This is a genomic window from Streptomyces sp. NBC_00523 (assembly GCF_036346615.1).
GTDB lineage: Bacteria > Actinomycetota > Actinomycetes > Streptomycetales > Streptomycetaceae > Streptomyces.
On record NZ_CP107836.1, the window covers coordinates 74,512 to 95,943 of the forward strand.

At 72.5% G+C, this 21,432-nt stretch carries 9 protein-coding genes; all 9 read right to left on the reverse strand.

The features are described from left to right. Complete coding sequence (locus OHS17_RS00415; RefSeq protein ID WP_330310503.1) at window positions 1-3,018, reverse strand: non-ribosomal peptide synthetase; 3,018 nt, start codon at window positions 3,016-3,018, stop codon at window positions 1-3. Further along, the gene (locus OHS17_RS00420) at window positions 3,015-4,517 is read right to left on the reverse strand and encodes a class I adenylate-forming enzyme family protein (RefSeq protein ID WP_330310504.1); all 1,503 of its coding nucleotides are present in this window, start codon (window positions 4,515-4,517) and stop codon (window positions 3,015-3,017) included. The genes OHS17_RS00415 and OHS17_RS00420 overlap by 4 nt, the downstream gene beginning before the upstream one ends. Further along, entirely contained in the window at window positions 4,514-10,054 is a 5,541-nt protein-coding gene (locus OHS17_RS00425; protein ID WP_330310505.1) for a non-ribosomal peptide synthetase/MFS transporter, read from the reverse strand. Before OHS17_RS00425 ends, OHS17_RS00420 begins: the two co-directional genes overlap by 4 nt. Then, on the reverse strand, window positions 10,051-13,338 hold the full coding sequence (locus OHS17_RS00430) for an amino acid adenylation domain-containing protein (RefSeq protein WP_330310506.1): 3,288 nt from the start codon (window positions 13,336-13,338) through the stop codon (window positions 10,051-10,053). Before OHS17_RS00430 ends, OHS17_RS00425 begins: the two co-directional genes overlap by 4 nt. A gap of 363 nt (window positions 13,339-13,701) precedes the next feature. Next, window positions 13,702-15,315 carry a glycoside hydrolase family 13 protein gene (locus OHS17_RS00435; RefSeq protein WP_330310507.1) on the reverse strand — a complete coding sequence of 538 codons (1,614 nt, stop codon included), beginning with the start codon at window positions 15,313-15,315 and terminating at the stop codon, window positions 13,702-13,704. A 142-nt stretch (window positions 15,316-15,457) separates the two neighbouring features. Next, complete coding sequence (locus OHS17_RS00440) at window positions 15,458-18,028, reverse strand: carbohydrate-binding protein (RefSeq protein ID WP_330310508.1); 2,571 nt, start codon at window positions 18,026-18,028, stop codon at window positions 15,458-15,460. 276 nt (window positions 18,029-18,304) lie between these two features. Beyond that, window positions 18,305-19,189: a carbohydrate ABC transporter permease gene (locus OHS17_RS00445; RefSeq protein ID WP_161207059.1), complete on the reverse strand. Its 885-nt coding sequence runs from the start codon at window positions 19,187-19,189 to the stop codon at window positions 18,305-18,307. A gap of 11 nt (window positions 19,190-19,200) precedes the next feature. Continuing rightward, entirely contained in the window at window positions 19,201-20,085 is an 885-nt protein-coding gene (locus OHS17_RS00450; RefSeq protein ID WP_330310509.1) for a carbohydrate ABC transporter permease, read from the reverse strand. Between the two features lie 61 nt (window positions 20,086-20,146). Then, window positions 20,147-21,394 (reverse strand): extracellular solute-binding protein, encoded by a 1,248-nt coding sequence (locus OHS17_RS00455; protein ID WP_383165274.1) that lies wholly within the window; start codon window positions 21,392-21,394, stop codon window positions 20,147-20,149. Between the last annotated feature and the right edge of the window lie 38 nt (window positions 21,395-21,432).

A 21,432-nucleotide genomic window follows, 5' to 3' on the forward strand; every position in this document is an offset into this window, starting at 1 on the left:
CTACTCCTTGCGCAGTGCGGTGACGGCGGCGGCGATGCCGCGCACGGTGGGGGCGTCGAAGAAGACGTCGAACGGGAGGTCCACGCCGAGGGTGCGGTGGATACGGGCGGCGATGGCGGTGATGGTCAGGGAGTGGCCGCCGAGGTCGAACAGGTCCTCGTCGCAGCCGAGATCGTCCAGCTCCAGGACCTCGCGCCAGATCGCGAGCACCGCGTCGATGGTGGGGTCGGACCCGGTCCCCGCGCCGCCGCCCGGCGCGGGTCCGCGCGCCGGGACCGGCTCCGGAAGCGCGGCCCGGTCCAGCTTGCCGTTGGGGGTGAGCGGGAACGCCTCCAGCACCGTGTACGTGGCGGGGACGGCGGCGGCGGGAAGCGCGGCGGCGAGGTGGGCGTGCAGCTCCTGGGCCGTGGGCGCCGGGCCGGCCGGGACGACATAGGCGCTCAGCCTGCGCTCGCCGTCCGCGCCGTGCACCGCGGCGGCGGCCTGCGCGACCGAGGGGTGCGAAGCCAGCCGGGCCTCGATCTCGCCCAGTTCGATCCGGTGGCCGCGCACCTTGACCTGGTTGTCCGAGCGGCCGATGCAGACGAGGCCGCCGTCGGGCAGGCGCCGCACGAGGTCCCCGGTGCGGTAGAGGCGCGCGCCCGCAGGCCCGTACGGGTCGGGGACGAAACGCGTGGCCGTCAGGCCGGGGCGGTGCCGGTAGCCGTGCGCCAGACCGGCGCCGCCGAGGTAGAGCTCGCCGGGCAGTCCGTACGGGACCGGGCGCAGCCGGCCGTCCAGGACATAGGCACGGGTGTTGGCGAGCGGTTCGCCGATGAGGACCTGGCCGTCGTCGCCCACGGCGGGCTCCGCCAGGGTGGACCAGATGGTGGTCTCGGTCGGACCGTAGACGTTCACCAGTCGTTTGCTGACGGTGCCCAGCTCCGCGGCCAGCGCGGGTGGCAGCGCCTCGCCGCCGGACAGGGCGGTGAGTCCGGCCGCGTCGTCGCCGAGCCCCGCGTCGAGCAGCAGCCTCCACCCGCTGGGCGTGGCCTGGACGTGCGTGACCCGGTGGTGATCGATGAGCCCGAGCAGCGCGGGCCCGTCGCGGTGACCTCCCTCCGGTACCAGGACGACGCGCCCGCCGCTGATGAGGGGCAGCAGCAGTTCGACCGCCGAGATGTCGAAGGACAGCGAGGTGAGCCCGAGCCAACGGTCGTCGGGGCCGGAGCCCAGGTGGTCGCGCAGCGCGCCCAGGACGTTGGCGAGCGCCGAGTGCGGCACCTCGACACCCTTGGGGCGGCCGGTCGAGCCGGAGGTGTAGAGCACGTACGCGGGGTGGGCGGGCGTCGGGCCCGGGGGCAGCGCCGGGGTGTCCGGCCCGACGGGTGCCAGGGCCTCCGGGGTGAGGTCGCCGGGGCCCTCGGGGCGTGTGGTGACGCGCAGCGCGAGGCGCGAGTCGGCCCTGAGGAACGCCAGCCGCTCGGCCGGGTGGTCGGGGTCGAGCGGCAGGTGGACGGAGCCGAGGGCCAGCGAGGCGAGGAGGACCACCAGCTGGTCGCGGCCGCGCGGCAGTTCGATGCCGACGAGGGTGCCGGGGCCCGCGCCGTGCCGGGCCAGCGCGGCGGCCGCGTGTGCGACCAGGGCGGACAGCTCCCGGTAGGTCAGGGTCTCGTCGCCGCGGACGACCGCGGTCGCGTCGGGGCGGGCGGCCACCGCCTCGGCGAAGAGTGAGGGCACCGTGCGCCGGGTGAGTTCGGGCCGCGGACTCGGCGCTGCCAGTTGCGCGGCCCGTTCACCGGGTGTCAGCAGCGGCAGATCGCCGACCGGGGTGTCGGGGCCGGCCAGTACGCCGTCGAGGAGGGTCGTCCAGTGGTCCGCGATCCGTCGCGCGCCGTCGGCGGTGAGCGCCGCCGCGCGGAACTGGAGGCTCGCCTCCACCTCCGTACCCGAGTCGACGAGCTGGAGGTGCGCCAGGTTGCGCGCGGTGCCGCAGAAGCCGAGCCAGCGGACCTCGGCGCGGACCTCGGCACCGAAGTCGGGGCGCGGTCGCTCCGGGCGCCGCCGGTAGCTGAGGGAGAGGGGGGTCAGCGCGGTGCGCGGGGTCAGTCCGCGTACGGAACGGCCGAGCGGGACGGCCCGGTGCCGGTACAGGGCGCGCAGTTCGGCCCGCACCGTCCGGGACCAGGTCGCGAAGGGCGCGTCGAGGTCGGCGGTGGTGAAGAGGGGCAGCTCGTTGACGGCCAGCCCCACGCCCGTGGCCGTGCCCGGCGTGCGGAGCGACAACTCGATGGCCGTGACGGGGGCGGCCTCGCCGTAGCGGGCGAGCAGGGCGTGCCAGGACGCGGTGAGCAGTTCGAAGCGGGTGAGCCCGAGCCGTTCGGCCGTGGCACCGAGCAGCGCGGCCCGCTCGGGGCCGAGGCTCCACGTGATCTCCGCGCCCGGCGCGGGAGCGGTACCGGCCACCGGGGGGACCGTGAGGCCCGGGAGCGCGGGAGCGGCCGGATCGCGCCAGCGGGTGGCCCAGTACGCTTCGGCGTCCGCGAGGGCGTCGGGGGACGGTGCGGCGGCCGGCTGCGGGGCGGCCGGAGCCGGTGGCCCGCCCCGGTAGGCGGTGGCCAGGTCGTCGACGAGCCGGTCCTTGGACTCGCCGTCGAAGACGAGGTGATGGGCGGTCAGGACCAGGACGTGCCGGACCGGGGACAGCCGCAGGAGTGCGAAGCGGTGCAGCGGGCCGTGGGCGAGGTCGAAGGGCTGGGCCCGTTCCCGGGCGAGCAGCGCGTCGAGTGTGCCGTCGGTGCACTCGACCGTGCGCGGGCGCCCGGGTCCGGGACCGGGCCGGGGGGTGCCGTCCGCGGCGAACACCGTGGTGAGGGCCGGGTGCTGGGCGGCGACGGCGGCGCAGGCCCGGTTCAGGCGGCTGGTGTCGAGCGGGCCGTCGAGACATAGGGCCAGGGTGAGGTGATAGGCGGAAGCGGTGTCCAGGGTGCGCTCGGTGAGCCAGACGCCGTGCTGGGCGGAGCTGAGGGTCGCGTTCACAGGATGGCCTCGGGGTGGTCTTGGGCGAGGATGCGGCGCAGTTCGCGTTTGAGGACCTTGCCGGCCTCGTTGCGCGGCAGGGTGTCGTGGAACAGCACGGTGGCCGGCAGTTCGTGGACGGCCAGCAGGTCGAGCAGGAAGGCCCGCAGTGCGGTGGTGGTCAGACCGTCGTCGGCGACGACCACGGCGGCGACGACGCTTCCCAGGACCGGGTGCGGCACTCCGAGGGCGGCGGCGTCCCGGACCAGCGGATGGGCGTGCAGGGCGTTCTCGACCTGGAGGGTGGAAACCTTGTGGGCGCCCGACTTGACGACGTCCCGCTCCCGGTCGAGCAGATGGAGGAAGCCCTCCTCGTCCACGCGGCCCAGGTCGCCCATGCGTATCCAGCGTCCCTGGAAGACCTCGTCGTCCGTCTCACCCACGTACGCCCGCGGAGCCGCCGCCGATCGCAGCCACAGCTCTCCCGGCCGCCCCGCGGGCAGCGGCTCTCCCCCGGGTGTGGTCACCCGCAGATCGGCCAGGGAGGCGGGACGGCCGGGCGAGTCCGGGCGGGCCGGGTCGAAGAGCAACGTGACCTGGGCGGGGGCGGCCTCGGTGGACGTGTAGTAGTTGACGACCTGCGCCTTCGGGAAGGCCCGGACGAGTCCGAGCGCGACCGGCTGAGGGAGGGCGGCGGCCGTGGAACCCACCAGGCGCACGGCGTCGCGCGCACCCGACGACCCCGCGTCGGTGAGCGCGGCGGACGCCAGCAGTTCGATCGCCATGGCCGGTACGAGGAACACGCTGCCGATGTCGTGCTCCGAGAGCAGGCGCAGGAAGCGGGCCGGGGTGAACTGCGGGGCCGTGACACAGGTGGCGTACGCGTTCAGCGCGTTGACCAGCATGGTCTGCCCGGCGTTCGTGCCGACCGGGAAGGCGTGCAGGAAGGCGGACGAGTGACGCAGCGGCCGCCTGCGCTCGTCGAGGGTGCAGCCGTACGCCAGGTTGGCGTGCCGGGCTCCGACCGCCTTCGGGGTGCCGGTGGTGCCGGAGGTGTAGAGGATCTGGGCGAGGTCACCGGGCGCGGGCTCGGGCAGGTCGGGCCGGGAGGGGTGGCCGTCGGCGTCGGCCTCCGTCAGCACGGTGGTGCCCTCCGGCAGCGCGGGCGGGCCGTCCCCCGTGCCGTGCAGCAGGAAGCGGGCCCGCGTGTCCGCGAGCACATGGGCGGTGGTGGCGGGCGCCGTCCGGTCGGACAGCGGGACGGCCACCCCGCCCGCCCGCAGCACCGCGAGGAAGGCGACGGCGTATTCGGTCCAGCGGGCCGTGCCGTGGTGCAGCACCACCCGGTCTCCGGGCCGCACCCCGGCGGAGCGCAGCGCGCGGGCGTACGCCCCCGACCGGGCGTGCCAGGACGCGAAGTCGAGCCGTTCGCGGCTGGTGACCAGGGCGGTGCGCTCGCCGTGGGCGGTGGCCCGGTGGGCAAGCAGGGCGGGCAGTGTGGTGGCCGCCGTCGGTGTCATGTCCGGCTCTCCTTCGCGCGGCGGGCGGCGGCGATCCGGGCACGCTCGCGCAGACCGACCAGATCGTCCGGCTCGGCCTCCGGAACGTCGCGGTCGAAGCGCGCCAGCACCGGAAGGCGCAGGCCGAGCGCGACCAGGCCGAGCATGGCGCACCCGAACAGCACGTACATCAGGGCGATGCCGCGACCGGGTCCGGTGCCGATCAAGGGGCCGAAGACGGGGGCGAGCGCCCCGCCGGGCTCCATCAGGGGCCCCAGCACCGAGGAGCCGAGCGGGGCGATGATCCCGTGGCCCAGCGGCAGGGTGGACCAGGCGACGAGGGTGTTCAGGGCGAAGACGCGGCCGTGGAAGCGCTGCGGGACCTTGACCTGGACGATCGTGGAGTAGACGCCGTTGACGAGGGAGAGCGCGAACGACATGCCGAACGCTCCGGCGGCGATCACCCAGAGACCGGCGTGCAGCCCGGTGAGGGCCCCGGCCAGGGCGAGCAGTGCGGCGAGGCCGAGCATGCCGCGCAGCCGGTGGCGCCGGGGGCCGCCCCAGAACCCCATGACGACCCCGCCCAGGATCGCGCCCGCGCCGCCCGCCATCGCGACCCGCGCCGCGCCCTGGAGGTCGTCGAAGGCGAGGACCAGCGGGGTGATGAGCAGGAAGAGCGGGGAGAGGAAGAGGTTCAGCCCGGCGAACCACAGCAGCATCGCCCGGAAGCCCCGGTTGCGCCAGGAATGGGCGAAGCCGTGCCGGATCTCGGAGACGAGGGACTCGCGCCGGGTCCACGGCAGCGTCCGGGGGAACTTGACCGCGAGCAGGACGCCGATGGCCAGGACGTAGCTGGCCACGTCGATGACGAGGATGCCGCCCAGACCGATTGCGGCCATCAGCGCGACGGCCACCAGCGGCACGACGAACTGGGCTGTGCCGAAAGCGAGTTGGACGATGCCGTTGGCGTGGCCGAGGTACTGCTTGGGTACCAGCTGCGGGACCGCCGAGGCGTAGGCGAGCCGTTGGAAGGTCAGGGCGAGGGAGAGCACGCCCAGCAGGACGTACACCTCCCAGGAGTGCAGGTTCCCGGTGAGGAGCAGGGCCAGGAGCCCGGCCTGCGTGGTGCAGGCGGTGAGGTCGCCCGCGAGGAGTACGGTGCGCCGGTCCAGCCGGTCGACGAGGGCGCCCGCCAGCGGGCCGACGAGGATGCCGGGGACCATGGCGATCACCGCGTAGAGCGCGTACCGGGTGAGGGAGCCGGTGTTCAGCAGGATCCAGAGCGGCAGCGCGAACTCGGTCAGCGCCGAGCCGGTGATGGAGACCAGCTGCCCGCTCGCGACCGCGAGGAACCGTCGCATGCTGGGTTCGGGCCCGGCGTCGGACTTCGCGTCCTCGGCGGGGGTTTCCGTGCCGGACTCCTCAACTGCCGCCGTCACCGGCCCGGTGTCCCCGTGGAACCACCACGAGTGCCGCGGATCGCGGACGGGCAGTTCGTCGGTCACGCCGTCGCGCACCGCGAGGTGCACGGTGGTCACCGCCTCGGCGACCTCGGTGGCCCGGTACTTGAGGAAGAAGTGACCGCCCTGGTCGAGCACGGCGACGGCGGAGCGCTCGGCCAGCAGCAGCCACTCGCGGTAGCGCTCCTGGTAGAAGTCGGCCGCCGGGTCCTGGTCGCCGATCAGGCAGATGAGCGGGGCGCGCAGCCGGGGCGCGCCGGCGGCCACGTCGGCGATGGCGCGGGTGAAGTAGTCCTCGGCGGCCTGGGTGTCCCGGCGCATGTTGCCGATGATGAAGGCCGCCTGCTCCTTGTCGAGGTCGGAGGTGTTCACCCCGAGCCCGATGAGCCAGTTCGCGTAGACCCGGTCGCCGAGCAGCGGTTCGAGTGAGGCGACGCGGCTCAGCGCGTTGAGCACCCGGCTGCGTGGCCGGGCGAAGGGGAACTGGGCTCCGGCGTAGACCGCTTCCAGCGGGTGCCCGGCGGCTTCCAGCAGCCGGGAGACGGAGATCGCCAGGGCCGTGCCGACCGCGCAGTGCCCGTAGACCACGACGGGCCCCTCGGTCCGCTCCCGTACCTCCGCCGCGATGCGCTCGGCGAGTTCGTCGAACGGCACGGACTCCTCGGTGACACCGACGTCGTGGCCCGGTACAGCGACCGCCCACAGTTCGGTGTCGGCGGGCAGCGCGTCGGCGACGGGCTGGTAGACGACGGGGCTGCCGCCGCCGTACGGCACACAGACGAAGGTGCGGGTGCGGTGGGCGGCGGACACGGGCGGGGTGAGCCGGTGCAGCAGCGGCCTCGGGGAGTCGTCGCTCTCGTCCCGGGAGGCGACGGCGGCCAGGTCGCGGACGGTGCGGTGGGTGAAGAGGTCCATGACGCTGACGGGCCGGGCGCCCGCCTCGGCCAGCCGGGCGCGGGCCCTCGCGACGACCTGGGTGGCCAGGAGCGAGTGGCCGCCGATGTCGAAGAAGTCCTCGTCCGTTCCGACCTCCGTCAGCCCGAGCACCTCGCCCCAGATCCCGGCGAGCAGGCGTTCCACCTCGGTGGCGGGCCGGGTCGCGCCGGTCGACCGCCGCAGCTGCGGTGCGGGCAGGGCGCGGCGGTCGAGCTTTCCGTTGGGGGTGAGCGGCAGGGCGGGGACGACGGCGACCACCGAGGGCACCTGGTGTTCGGGGAGCACCCGTTTGAGGGCCGTACGCAGCCGGGCCGGATCGGGCTCGTCCGGGCCGGCGGGCACGACGTATCCGACGAGGCGCTGGTCGCCGGGCCGGTCCTCGCGCAGGACGACCGCCGCGTCGGCGACGTGGGGCTGGGCGCGCAGCGCGGCCTCGGTCTCGCCGGGCTCGATGCGCAGCCCGCGCAGCTTGATCTGCGCGTCGACGCGGCCGAGGTGCTGGAGGGTGCCGTCCGGGAGGCGGCGGGCCAGGTCCCCGGTGCGGTAGAGGCGGGAGCCGGGCGGACCGTACGGGTCGGGCACGAACCGGGCCGCGGTCCCGCCGGGCCTGCGGTGGTAGCCGAGGGCCACGGCGGTGCCGCCGATGTGCAGTTCTCCGGGGGCCCCGGGCGGCACGGGGCGCAGGGCGGCGTCCAGCACGTACAGCCGGGTGTTGTCGATGGGCCGTCCGATCGGCACCGTCTCCAGGGGCCCGGCGCACTCCCACGAGGAGACGTCGACCGCCGCCTCCGTCGGGCCGTACAGGTTGGCGAGGGCGCAGTGCGGCAGTCGGCCGGTCAGTTCGCGGGCCGTGTCGGGCGGCAGGGCCTCGCCGCTGCTGATCACGCGGCGCAGTGTCGTGCACCGTTCGACGCCCTCCTCGGCGAGGAAGACGGTCAGCATGGCGGGCACGAAGTGCGCCACGGTGACGCCCGCGGTGGCGATGAGGTCGAGCAGATAGCCGGCGTCCTTCTGGCCGCCGGGCTTGGCGAGGACGATGCGCGCACCGGTGGTCAGGGGCCAGAAGAACTCCCACACCGATACGTCGAAGCCGACGGGGGTCTTCTGCAGGACGGCGTCGTCGTGGCCCAGCCGGTAGGTGTCCTGCATCCACTGGAGGCGGTTGGCGATGGCCCGGTGGGTGTTGGGCACGCCCTTCGGGCGGCCGGTGGAGCCGGAGGTGTAGATGAGGTAGGCGGGGTCGTCGGGGGTGGGCCCGGCAGGACCGCGGCGCGAGCGGGGCGGTTCCTCGGGGTCGTCCAGCAGCATGATCTGCGCGGTGCAGCCGTGCGGGGTGGGCAGTCCGCGCTGCGTGAGCAGGACGGGCGCGTCGCTGTCGGCGAGGAGGAAGGCGAGGCGTTCGGCGGGGTAGCCGGGTTCCAGCGGGGCGTAGGCCGCGCCCGTGCGCAGGATGCCGAGCAGCCCGGCGACGAGTTCGGGTGAGCGTTCCGAGCAGATGGCGACGAGGCCGCCCGGACCGATGCCCTCGGCGGCCAGCCGGGCTGCGATCCGGTCGGCCCGCTCGTCGAGCTGCCGGTAGGTGAGGGCGGGCCGGCCCTCGACGGCGACGGCGACCGCGTCGGGGGTCCGGGCGATCTGCTCGGCCACCAGGGCGGTGAGGGTGGTGGGCGGACGGTCCACAGCGGTGTCGTTGTACCGCTCGGTCTCGGTGTCGCGCTCCTCCGGGGTGGGCCCGGCGAGGCCGGAGAGCGGGGTCTCGGGGGCGGCCGCCACGGAGCGCAGGATCCTGCCGAGGTGATCGGCGAGGCGTCCGATGTCGGCGGGGTCGAAGAGGTCGGTGTTGAAGTTGAAGGAGCCGTGCAGCCCGTCGGGCCACTCCTGGAGGAAGAGTTCGAGATCGAAGCGGGTGCCGCTGGCTCGTACCCCGAAGGGCTCGGCGCTCAGGCCGCCCGCCGCCGCGGCGTCGCGCTGGGTGGCGTAGTTCTGTACGGCGAGCACGGCCTGGAAGACGGGCGGGCGCGAGACGTCGCGTGCCACCTTCAGCTCGCTGACCAGCTGCGCGAACGGCAGCTCCTGGTGCGCGTAGGCGTCCAGGCAGGTTTCGCGGGTGCGGCGCAGGAGCTCGGCGAATGACGGATCGCCCTCCAGCCGGGCCGGCAGCGCGATGACGTTGACGAACATGCCGACCAGGTCTTCGAGTTCCGGCTCGGTGCGTCCGGCGACAGGGGAACCGACGGCGAAGTCGCGCTGGCCGCTGAAGCGGGCGAGGAGGATCTGGAAGGCGGCCAGGAGCACCATGTGGACGGTCGCGTCGTGGAGCCGGCCGAGCGCCGCGAGCCGGTCGAGCAGGGGGCGGTCGACGAAGAACGCGTACCCGGCGCCTTCGAAGGTCTGGCGGGGCGGGCGGGGGCGGGAGAAGGCGAGCTCCAGCGGTTCGATCCCGGCGAGTTCGCCGGACCAGTGGGCGACCTCGGCCGCGAGCCGTTCACCGCTCAGCTGCTCGCGCTGCCACAGCGCGAAGTCCCCGTACTGCACGGCCAGTTCGGGCAGCGGATTGGGTTCGCCCGCGACGCCGGCGGCGTAGTGGCGCAGCACTTCGCCGAGCAGGACCTCGCTGGACCAGCCGTCGCTGACGCTGTGGTGGACGACCAGGAGCAGGACGTGGTCGTCGGCGGCCAGCCGGATCAGCAGGGCCCGCAGCAGCGGGCCCCGCTCCAGGTCGAAGGGGACGGCGGACGCCTCGTCCACCAGGCGTTCGGCCTCGGCCGGTGACTCGGCCACGGCCTCGGTGAGGGCCGCCGGGCCGGGCGGGTCGATGACCAGCAGCGGGAGGCCGTCGTCGGTGGCCGGGTAGCGCGAGCGCAGCGTCTCGTGCCGGGCGACCGCCGCGTCCAGGGCGGCGCGCAGCAGGCCGGTGTCCAGCGGGCCGCGCAGCCGCCGGACCACCGGGATGTTGTACGCGGCGGTTCCGGGGGCGAACTGCTCCATGAACCACAGGCGTTCCTGTGCGAACGAGAGCGGCACGGGCGTGTCCGGGTCCCGGCGCGGGATGGTGGCCCGGGCGGCGGGGCGCGCCGACAGGCGGCGGCGCAGCAGTTCCCGCTTCGCGGCCGTGAGGCGGGCGGCGGCTGGTTCCGCCGGGTGGGCGGTGTCGGCGCTCATGAGCGGGGCCGGCTTCCTTCCAGTGCGTCCTGCGCGGCCAGCAGCTCTTCGGCGTCCGTGTCCGACAGGGCGTCGATCTCGGCGGCCAGAGCGGCCTCCACGGCTTCGGCGAAGGCGGCGCAGGTGCGGTGGGTGAACAGGGTGCGCAGGGGGACGGCGAGGTCGACGGAGGCGCGGAGCCGGGCGATGACCCGCGTCGCGAGGAGCGAGTGGCCGCCCAGGTCGAAGAAGTCGTCGTCCGCGCCGACCGGCCCCGAGCCCAGCACCTGGCGCCAGATGTCGGCGACCAGTTCCTCCGCCTCGGTCCTGGGCTCCACGAAGGCGGCCCGCACGGGGGACGCGCCGCCGGGGTCCGGCAGGGCCGCCCGGTCCACCTTGCCGTTGGGGGTGAGCGGCAGGCGGTCGAGCACGGCCCAGGCGCCGGGGACCAGGTGCGGGGGCAGCACGGCGGCCAGTTCCGCGCGCAGCCGGGCCGGGTCCGGCGCGGACGCGTCCGGGGCCGGGACGACGTGGGCGACGAGCCGGTCGCCGCGGGCGTGGACCACGGCATCGGCCACGCCGGGCAGGGCGGTGAGCGCGGCCTCGACCTCGCCGGGCTCGACCCGGAAGCCGCGCACCTTCACCTGGCCGTCGAGCCGGCCCAGGAATTCCAGCTGCCCGTCGGCCCGGCGCCGGACCCGGTCGCCGGTCCGGTAGCGACGGGCCCCCGGCGGTCCGTCCGGGTCGGGCACAAAGGCGCGGGCGGTGGCCCCGGGGCGGCCCAGGTAGCCGTCGGCGACCCCGGCCCCGCCGATGACGAGTTCGCCGGGGGTGCCGGGCGGGACGGGCGTGCCGTGGCGGTCCAGCACGGCCAGGGTGGTCGCGCCGATCGGGCGGCCGATGGGCGGCCTGCGCAGCCCGTCCGGCGCGCCGAGCTCCGCCGTGGTGGCGATGACCGTGGTCTCCGTCGGGCCGTAGGAGTTCACCAGCCGCACGGTGTCGCCGAACCGGGCCCGCCACGCGGCGACCGCTTCGGCGCGGAGTTGGTCGGCGCCCAGGACGACCAGGCGCAGCGTGTCCGGCCACGGGGTTTCGGCGAGGTCGGCGACGAGGTGGTGCCAGTAGGGGGTCGGCAGGTCCAGGACGGTGACCCCCGCCGCGTAGGGCTCGGCCAGCTGGTCGCCGAGGGCCGCTCCGGGGCGGGCGGTGACGAGGACCGCGCCGGACGCCAGGGCCGGGAAGATCTCCTCGGCGCTGGTGTCGAAGGAGAGCGAGGCGCTGTGCAGGACCCGGTCGCTCTCGCCGAGGCCGTAGCCCTGACGCATCCAGGCGACCCGAGCGGCGAGTGCGCGGTGCGGCACGAGGACGCCCTTGGGCGTGCCGGTGGACCCCGAGGTGTAGATGACGTACGCGGGATCGTCCGGGGCGGCCTCGGTGCCTGGGCCGGGAAGCGGACCGGCCTCGATGCCGGGGCCGGAAGGCGGGGCGGACGGGTTGCCGGGGGCGGCGGACAGGACGGGGACATCGGCGATGAGGCCCGGGACGGGTGCGCCGTCCCCGGTCAGCAGGACCGCCGCCCCGCTGTCCCGCAGCATGAAGTCGAGCCGTCCGGCGGGGTATTCCGGGTCCAGCGCGAGAAAGCCCGCGCCGACGCGCCAGGCGGCGAGCATCACCACGACCGGCCGCGGTCCCCGGGGCAGGCAGAACGCGACGAGGTCGCCGCGGCGGACCCCGGCCGCCATGAGCCGGGCGGCCAGGGCGCGGGAGGCGTCGGCGAGTTGTCCGCGCGTGAGGGTTTCCCCTGGGCCGACGAGGGCCGGGGCATCGGCGGCTCGGGCCATCCTCCGGTCGATCGCGGCGAGGACCGTCGGGGGGTACTCCGGCAGCGCGGGCCCCGCCGCCTCGTCCCGCAGCAGCGCCGACTCCCCCTCGTCCAGCAGGGGCAGCAGGTGCACGGGCGTGTCGGGCTCCTCCAGGGCGGCGCGCAGCAGGATCTCGAAGCGGGCGGCGAACCGGGCCACCTCCGGCGCGTCCAGGAGATCGGTGCGGTAGCCGAAGACCGCGTGCAGGTCGTCACCGTCCGGGCGGACGTCCAGGCTCAGTTCGAACTTGGCGGCGGTGTGGCCGCCGTCCGCCTCGGCGCAGAGGAGGTCCGCGAAGCGGTGCGCGCCCAGGTCGCCGCCACTCTGGGTGTGCACAGTAAGCAGCGTCTGGAAGACGGGCGTACGTCCGGTGTCCCGGTCCTGCCGCAATTCCTCGGTGAGCCGTTCGAACGGGACGCGGCCGTGCGTCAGGGCGCGGAGCCAGTCGCCTCGGATCTGCCGCAGCAGGGCGTCGAAGGACCGGGTTTCGGAGAAGTCGGCGCGCAGGACGAGGGTCGAGGAGAAGTAGCCGACCGTCCGCTCGCTGTCGACCGTCGTGCGCGCGGCGGTGGGCACGCCCACGCAGAAGTCGTCCTGGCCCGTGCAGCGGTGGAGGAGGAGTTGGTAGGCCGCGGCGATCACCATGAAGGGGGTGAGCCGGCGGGCACGGGCGAAGCCCTCCACCGTCCTGCCCAGACCGCGCAGGACTTGGGTGCGATAGGCGCCCCGGCTGGTCGGAACGGAAGGCCGGGGGCGCTCGGCGGGGAGCGCCAGCGGCTGGGTGCCGTCGAGCAGCCGGCGCCAGTGATCGAGGGCGGCGGCGGCCTCCGGGCCGTCCAGCCAGGCGCGCTCCGCGGCGGCGTGCGCCAGGTAGGAGGGCGGATCCTCCAGTGCGGCCCCGTCGCCTGCGCGGAACGCCGAGTACAGCGTGGCGAGTTCGGAGCGCAGCAGGCCGAGCGACCAGCCGTCGGCGACGATGTGGTGCACGACCAGACAGAAGGTGTACGTGTCCTCCCCGGTACGCAGCAGCGTGGCACGCAGCAGCGGCCCTTCCGCCAGGTCGAACGGCCGATTGGTGAACTCCCCGATCCTTGCGGCGGTTTCGGCCTCCGCGCACCCCCGCAGATCATGGCTGTCCCATGGGACCGGGGCCGGTGGGTCCACCACGACGTACGGGCGGCCGTCGAGGGCGGGGAAGCGGCTGCGCAGCGCCTCGTGCCGGCCCGCAACCGCGTCCAGCGCCGCGCCGAGGGCGTCCGCCGAAAGCGCACCGGTGAACCGGAGCACGAGCGGAATGTTGTACGCCGGGTCCCCCGGCTCGAACTGGCCCAGGAACCAGAGGCGTTCCTGCCCGACAGAGAGGACGGCCTCGGCGAGGGCCTGGGCCTCCGGGCCGGATGCCCCGGGCGTCGGGAAGTGAGGCCGCTGGCTGGAATCGGGCATGACGCTCCTGGGGGCCGGGTCGTGGCGGTCCGGCCGCCTGGCTGAAACCGTATGCATGCACGGCCCGTGCGGGTGACGCGTGAGGAGGGAGGGACAGCTGCCCCGGGAGGGTGCCGTGATGCCGCAAATGCTAGAGAGCGACCGAACGGCGGGTCAATGGTCTGGACCAAACTACTGTGGGCCCCGCTCAAACACCCCACGGCCCGGATCAGGGGAAAACGGCCGAAACCTGCCCCTGAGCCCGCCCGTTCGGCCTCGGCACGGCCCGACAGGCCCGGCGGTCCGCAGCCCCCCGCACCTCCGCCGCAGACGCGACCGGGCTGTGGTGTCACGAGGTGTGACACCACAGCCCGGTGTGCGGGTTCAGGCGGTACGCAGCCAGACGCTGGTGTCGACCGGCAGCACGCCCTGGCTCAGCGGCTGGGAAGAGACGAGGACCTGGGCGTCGTCCGGGAGTTGTACGGGGGTGGCGGAGAGGTTGACGATGCAGGTGAAGTTCTCACCGCGGGTGAAGGCGAGGACGTCGGGTGCGTAGTCGAGCCACTGCATGGGCCCGTCCCCCAGGTCGGGCTCGGCCGCGCGGCGGGCGAGGGCCTGGCGGTAGAGGGTGAGCATGGAGTGGGGGTCGGTGTCCTGAGCGGCCGCGGTCAGCCCCGCCCAGGCTGCTGGCTGCGGGAGCCAGGGTGATGCGGCGCTGTCGGGGCTGAAGCCGTAGGGCTCGGTGGTGCCGTTCCAGGGCAGCGGGACGCGGCAGCCGTCACGGCCGGGATCCTCTCCGTTCGTACGGTGGTAGATGGGGTCGTCGCGGCGGTGGGCGGGGATGTCCTCGACCTCGGGCAGGCCCAGTTCCTCGCCCTGGTAGATGTAGACGGCACCGGGCAGGGCCATGGTGAGCAGGGCTGCGGCGCGGGCGCGGCGGCGGCCGAGGTCTTCGTCGACGACGGGGTTGTACTGGCGGATACCGGCGGCGGTGCTGGTGTCGGGGCGGCCGTAGCGGGTGACATGGCGGGTGACGTCGTGGTTGGAGAGCACCCAGGTGCTGGGGGCCCCGACGCCGACGTGGGCGGCCAGGGTCTGGTCGATGACGGCACGCAGAGCAGTGGGGTCCCAACTGCACCCGAGGAAGTCGAAGTTGAAGGCCGAGTGGAGTTCGTCGGCGCGCAGGTACTGGGCGAAGCGGTCGGGGTCGGCGAGCCATACCTCCCCGATCAGCGCGCGGGGCTCGGAGTAGGAGTCGGCGACGGCGCGCCAGCCGCGGTAGATGTGGTGGTTCTCGTCGAGATCGACGTAGGGGTGGGGGTCGGGGAAGACGCTGTGGTCGTAGTCGGGCAGGTCCGGGTCCTTGCTGCACATGGCGGCGGAGTCGACGCGGATGCCGTCCACTCCCCGGTCGAACCAGAAGCGGAGGATGTCTTCGTACTCGGCCCGGACGAGGGGGTTGCGCCAGTTGAGGTCGGGCTGTTCGGGGGCGAACAGGTGCAGGTACCACTGACCGTCGGGCACCCGGGTCCAGGCGGAGCCGCCGAAGATGGACTGCCATGCGTTGGGGGGCAGTTCGCCGTCGTCGCCGCGGCCTTCGCGGAACCAGAACAGTTCGCGTTCGGGTGAGCCGGGCTCGGCGTTGAGGGCGGCGGTGAACCAGGCGTGTTCGTTGGAGACGTGGTTGGGCACGACGTCGACGATGATCCGGATGTCGCGTTCGTGGGCTTCGCTGATGAGTTTCTCGGCTTCGGCCAGGGTGCCGAAGCGGGGGTCGATCCGGCGGAAGTCGGTGACGTCGTAGCCGGCGTCCGCCATGGGCGTCAGGTACCAGGGAGAGAACCAGATGGCTTCGATGCCGAGGTGCTGGAGGTAGTCCAGTCTGGAGCGCACGCCCGCCAGGTCGCCGATGCCGTCGCCGTTGCCGTCGGCGAAGCTGCGCGGGTAGACCTGGTAGATGGCTGCGTGACGCCACCAGTCGGTGGTGCGCGGGGTCATGGTGCCTGCCTTCGTGTGTGGTGCGAACAGTGCGCGGGCCCGGCCGGCGGGGACTTGGGCCGGGCCCACGGGTCTTCGGAGTAGGGCGAACCGCGGGCCGGGCCGGCCAGGGAGGCAAGCCGGGCCCGCGGTCGGTTCGGGGTTACCAGCCGGAGTTGCCGCTGCCGCGCTGGATGGTGAAGCCGCCGGTCATGTTGAGGGGTGCCTCGGCGGTTGCGGTGATCTTGGTGTTGGAGAAGGTGCCCTTGCCTCCGGCGTTCCCCTCGATGCCGTTGGCTCCGGTCCTGTCGATGGTCAGCCCGTCCACGCGCAGGTCGGAGACCTGCTTCTCCCAGGAGATGAGCAGTCCGCTGTAGGTGGAGTCCTCGACGGTGTTGTTCCGCAGGACGACGGGCTGGGTGATGTCGTGCTGGTCGGCGTACACCCACAGGGCGCCGAGCTTGGTGTTCCAGTTCACTTCCATGCTGCCGGTGCGGCGCAGGAGGTTGCCGGAGACGGTGGTGGTCCCGCTGAACGGTTCGCCGAACCTGGTGGAGACGGTGATGCCCGCGGCGGCGACGACGGTGTCGGAGATGAGGTTGTTCTCGACGCTGTTGCCGTTTCCGCCGTAGACGGCGGCGCCGTTGGCGAGGGACGGCAGCTGAACGGTGTTGTTACGGAAGGCGCTGTTGGTCACCGCGGCGCCGTCCGACCACATGGCCAGAGCGTCGTCCCCGGTGCCGCGGATGCTGCTGTTGGAGATGACTGTGTCCTTCACCGCGCCGTGCAGGTTGACGCCGTCGGCGTAGGTGTTGCGGATGCGCAGATCGCCGGCCTTGAGGCCGGTGGTCGGGCCGGAGATCCACAGGCCGACCTTGGTGTGCTGGATCCAGACGTTCTTGATGACGGACCCGGTGCCGAAGTCGCCCTCGATGGCGGCCTGGCCGCCGGCGTCGTCACGGACGGTGTTCTCACCGTCGATCATGAGGTTTTCGATGGTGCTGGTGCCACCCTGCCCGAACAGGCCTCCCTTGAGGCCGGTGCCGCGCAGCACGGTGTGCCACACGCCCGCGCCGCGCAGCTTCACGCCGGAGAGGTTGATGTGGTCGGAGATCTTGTAGGTGCCGGCCGGGAGGAACAGGCCCTTGCCCTGGTTCTTGGCCGTGTCGAGTGCGTTGTTGAGGGCGGCGGTGACGTCCTGGCTGCCCGGTGTGACGCCGAGGTCCGCGGCCGAGACGTAGCCGCTGGGCAGGGTGGCGGCGGATCCGGTCTCTTCGGCCTCGATCAGGTCGAGGGTGTAGGAGGCGGCGGTGTCGCCGGTGTCCTTCTGCAGCCGCAGGACGGTGCCGGCGGGCAGGGTCTGGCCGAAGGTGGCGCGGGTTTCGTCGAAGAAGCGGTGGCCCTGGCCCTCGCCCGGGTTGTTGGTGTACGGGTAGGCGCCGTAGACCCAGGCGTAGCGGGAGGTGAGGTGGAGGTCGGGCAGGGCCTTGCCGTCGGCGTATGCGCTGAGGGTGGCGTCGATGCCCTTGCCGTCGCCGCTGTCGGGCAGTGAGTAGCGCAGGTTGATGGCGTTCGCGGGCTCGGTGAGCTTGACCTCGACGTAGTCGCCGGTCTGGGTCAGCTTGACGGCCTGACGACCGGATGCCTCCGAGGCCACGGTGAGGTAGGTGCGGTCGGGGCCGATGGCCGACCCCTTGAAGCTGCCGGCTTCGGCCTCGTAGGTGGTGAACGGCAGGGTGGCACCTACGCCACTCGGGTCCGGGTCGGTGGGATCGCCGGGGTCGGTCGGGGTGGTGGGGGTGGTGGCCTTCAGGTGGTCGATGTTGACGTTGCCGCTGTCGTTGTCGGTGAAGGCGAGCTTGACCGTGTTGGCGCCCTTGGCGTACGAAACCGGGACGTCGACGGTCGACCAGGAGGCCCAGCCGCTGGTGGCGGGCAGGGTGACCTGCGCGGTACTGCTTCCCACGATCAGGGTCAGCGTCTTGCTCGACCCGGTGCCGTTGGCGTAGCGGATGGTGAGGCTGCCGGCCCCGCCGTAGGCGGACTGCACGCTGGTGGTGAGGGACGCGCGGCCCTTGTTGGCGTCGGTCAGTCCGCCGACGTAGCCGCTGCCGGTGTATCCCGCGTGCTCCTGCTGGCTGACCGCGCCACCCGACAGGGTCGCCGACTCCGCCTCCAGCGTGGAGGGGTCTGCGGGGGTCGGGTCGTCCGGCTGTGCCGGGGTGGTGGCCTTCAGGTGGTCGATGTTGACGTTGCCGCTGTCGTTGCTGGTGAAGGCGAGGGTGAGGGTGTTGGCGCCCTGCGTGAAGGTGACCGGCACGTCGATGGTGGACCAGCTCGCCCAGCCGTCGGTGGCGGGCAGGGTGATCTGCTGGGCCGCGCCGCCCGCGGTCAGGGTGAGCGTCTTGGACGATCCGGTTCCGTTGGCGTAGCGGACGGCGACCGTTCCGGCGCCGGCGTAGGCGGACTGGAGGGTGGTCGCGATCGTGGCGCGGCCCTTGTTCGCGTCGGTCAGTCCGCCGACGTACGCGCTGCCGGTGTATCCCGCGTGCTCCTGCTGGCTGACCGCGCCACCCGACAGGGTCGCCGACTCCGCCTCCAGCGTGGAGGTGGCGGCGTAGGCGGGTGCGGGGGTGGCCAGGCTGTAGGAGAGGGCGCCGGTGAGGGCCAGGAGCATGGCGGCGGATATGGCGGCGGTGGGCTTGAGGGACTTGACGGTGCGGAGTTTCGACACGGCTGTGTGTCCTTCCGGGAGGGGGCTCGCCCATGAAAGGTCGGTGGCTGGGGCGAACGGGGGTGGCCGGGCAGGTCTGCGGGGCCTGGGTGCGGGTTCGACGTGGGAGGAACGGAGCCCGATCGTGGTGGCGGCGGGCAGTGACCGAGATGGCGGCCGGGGCAGGGCTGTGCTGCGGTGATGGCCGCTGTCGAGAAGTGCCGCAGGCGTCGTGGGGGTGATGGGCTGCGGCACTGTGGGTACGCCGGGCTCGCCCGTGGTGGCACCGGCTGAGGGTCAGCCCTTGAGGCTGCCGGCGGTGAGGCCCGCGATGATGTGCCGCTGGAAGATCAGGAAGATCACCAGCAGGGGGATCGAGGCCATGACCATGCCGGCCAGGAGCTGGTTGGCGGGCATGAATTCGGCGAGTCGGTTGAGCGCGACGGTGATGGGCTGGCGTGCCGGGTCCGGGAGGACCAGGAGGGGCCAGAGGAAGTCCTTCCACACTCCGACGACGGCGAAGATGGAGACCACGGCCAGTACGGGCCGGGACAACGGCAGGACGACGGATACCAGGACGCGCAGGGGTCCCGCTCCGTCCATCCGCGCGGAGTCGAGCAGTTCGGCCGGAATCTGGTCGAAGAAGCGTTTCAGGATGAAGATGTTGAAGGCGTTCGCGCAGGCCGGCAGCCAGATCGCCCAGGGGGTGTTGATCAGGTTGGTGCCGAACAGCGGTACGTCGGTGACGGTCAGGTACGTCGGTACCAGCAGGGCGGATACGGGCAGCATCAGGGTGGCCAGCATCATGCCCAGGACGATGTTGCCCAGTGCGGGGCGCAGCTTGGACAGGGCGTAGGCGGCGGACACGTCGACGAGGAGCTGGGTGAGCCAGGCGCCTGCGGCCAGGAGCAGGGTGTTGAGGAAGTAGTGGCTCAGTCCGACGTTCGTCCATGCCTGGGAGTAGGACTCGGGGTGCCAGCTGTGCGGGACGAGGGTGGGGGTCGGGTCGGCCAGTTCCGAGGAGGACTTCAGTGCCCCGCTGGCCATCCAGTAGAGGGGGAAGACGAAGGCGAGGGTGAAACCGAGGACGGTCGAGGACAGCACGAACCAGTAGAGGAAGCGGCCGGTGCGCCGGTTCATCTCCGCGGGGGCGATGAGGGTGCGTTCGGAGGTGTCGGACATGGTCGTTCCTTTCAGCCCTTGCTGCGGGTCAGCCGGAGGTACACCGCCGCGAAGAGGCCGAGGACGATGAAGAGCACCGTGCTCATGGCGCTGGCCATGCCGAAGTCGTTGTAGACGAACGCATAGCGGTAGAGCAGCAGCAGGACGGTCACGGTGGCGTCGTCGGGTCCGCCGCCGGTGAGCACGTACGGCTCGATGAAGACCTGCATGGTGCCGATGACCTGGAGCAGGAGGGTGATCATCAGGATGAACCGCATCTGCGGGATCGTCACGTGCCACAGCCGCTGCCGGATGGAGGCTCCGTCGAGTTCGGCTGCCTCGTAGACCTCGCCGGGGATGGAGCCGAGTGCGGCGAGGTAGATGAGGGTGGTGGTGCCCATGTTCGCCCAGGTGGAGACCAGGACGAGGGAGATCATGGAGAGGTTCTCCGACTCGAGCCACTGCTGGGCCGGCAGGTGGAGGGTCTCCAGGACGTTGTTGAACAGGCCCGGGCCCGGGTCGTAGAACCAGCGCCACAGCAGCATGGTGACGATCGGCGGCAGCATGACCGGGAGGTAGACGGTCATCCGCAGGTAGGAACGCGCGTGGCGGAACTCGTTGAGGACGACCGCGGTGAGGAAGGGGGCGGCGAATCCGAAGACGAGGGCGAGGAGGGTGAAGTAGCCGGTGTTCTTCCACGCGGTCACGAAGAGCGGGTCGTCGAAGAGCCGGCGGTAGTTGTCCCAGCCCACCCATGTGGCGGGCTGGGAGAAGGTGACCTCCTGGAAGCCGAGCAGCCAGCCGCGGATGATCGGGTACCAGGAGAAGAGTGCGAAGCAGAGCACGCCCGCGCCGAGGAAGCCGTAGGCGACGAGGTGCTCGCTGAGGCGGCGCCGACGCCTGCTCGGGTTGTTCATGCTCGCCTTCTGCGGCTCGGGAGGGGATACGGGTTCCCGGGTGAGAGTCGGAGCCGCCATGTCACTTGACCGTCGCGAGGATGGTGTCGACCTTCTTGGACGCGTCCTTGAGCAGCTGGTCGAGGTCGGCGTCCTTCTTGGTCAGGACCGCCTGCATGACGCCGTCCAGCACCGTGTAGATCTGCTGGGCGTTCGGCGGTTCGACCTTCTGGTCGAGGAGGTCGTTCCGCTCGGTGAACGGCTTGTAGTTCTTCTGCGGCACGTTGGCGTACTTCTGGTGGGCGCGTTCCTGCTTGTCTTCGGCCAGGCCGTTCAGGAGCCGGTCCAGCGGGAGGCCGATCGGGACGTCGTTGCCGGAGGCGCGCTTGTCCTCGAACTCGGTGCGGTCCGGGTTGAGGTACTTCCACAGGACCCACTCGATGCCGGCCCTGATCTTCTCCGGCGATGCCTTGGGGTTGAACATGAAGCCGTTGCCGCCGCCGAGGGTGGCCTTGCCGGGCATCGCGGCGACGCCGAATTCGCTGTACTTGCGCTCGAACTGCTTGACGATGGTGGGAATGTTGTCCGGCCCAGCCATGTACATGCCGAGCTTGCCGGAGCCCATCATCTTCTGCACGTCATCGATCTGCAGCAGCTGCCGCGTACCCATGGAGTTGTCGGTCCAGCGCATGTCGTGCAGCATCTGGAGCGCGTCGCGGCCGGCCTTGCTGTCGAAAGCCGCCTTCCACTTCCCGTCCCCGTCCTGGGCGGCGATGTCGCCGCCCATCGAGTAGACCCATGACGTGAAGTGCCAGCCGCCCTGGTTGTTCTTGCTGTAGTCGGCGTAGCCGACGGTTCCCTCGCCCAGCGCGGTGATCTTCTTGGCGGCCTTGCGGACCTCGTCCCAGGTCGTGGGCGGCTTGTCGGGGTCGAGTCCGGCCTTCTTGAACAGGTCCCGGTTGTAGACCAGACCGAGGGAGTACTGGCCGTTCGGCAGGCCGTACAGACCGCCGTCGGGCCCGCTGAACACCTTCAGGTACTCGGGCTTGATGTCCTTGATGCGCGGCAGGTCCTTGGTGTACTTCGTGATGTCCGCACCCTGGCGACGCTGGATGAGACCCGCGGGGTCGGTGAAGTAGACGTAGTAGACGTCCTCCAGCTGCCCCCCGGCGAGCTTCGCGGAGAAGGTCTTGGGGTCCATCTGGCCCTCGCGGGCATCGATCTTGATCTTCGGGTGCTCCTTCTCGAAGGCCCTGACGTCCTCCTCGAAGTACTTCCGGTCCACCGGCTGGGTCTTGGGCGGCATGCCGTTCACCGAGATGGTGACCACGCCGTCCTCGCTGCCCGAGGAAGGGGAGCCGCCGCAGG

Bases quoted from the DNA above. Each gene is read 5' to 3' on its own strand.
- OHS17_RS00450 (WP_330310509.1), bottom strand. From the start codon at position 20,085: ATGAACAACCCGAGCAGGCGTCGGCGCCGCCTCAGCGAGCACCTCGTC.
- OHS17_RS00425 (WP_330310505.1), bottom strand. From the start codon at position 10,054: ATGAGCGCCGACACCGCCCACCCGGCGGAACCAGCCGCCGCCCGCCTC.
- OHS17_RS00430 (WP_330310506.1), bottom strand. From the start codon at position 13,338: ATGCCCGATTCCAGCCAGCGGCCTCACTTCCCGACGCCCGGGGCATCC.
- OHS17_RS00445 (WP_161207059.1), bottom strand. From the start codon at position 19,189: ATGTCCGACACCTCCGAACGCACCCTCATCGCCCCCGCGGAGATGAAC.
- OHS17_RS00420 (WP_330310504.1), bottom strand. From the start codon at position 4,517: ATGACACCGACGGCGGCCACCACACTGCCCGCCCTGCTTGCCCACCGG.
- OHS17_RS00435 (WP_330310507.1), bottom strand. From the start codon at position 15,315: ATGACCCCGCGCACCACCGACTGGTGGCGTCACGCAGCCATCTACCAG.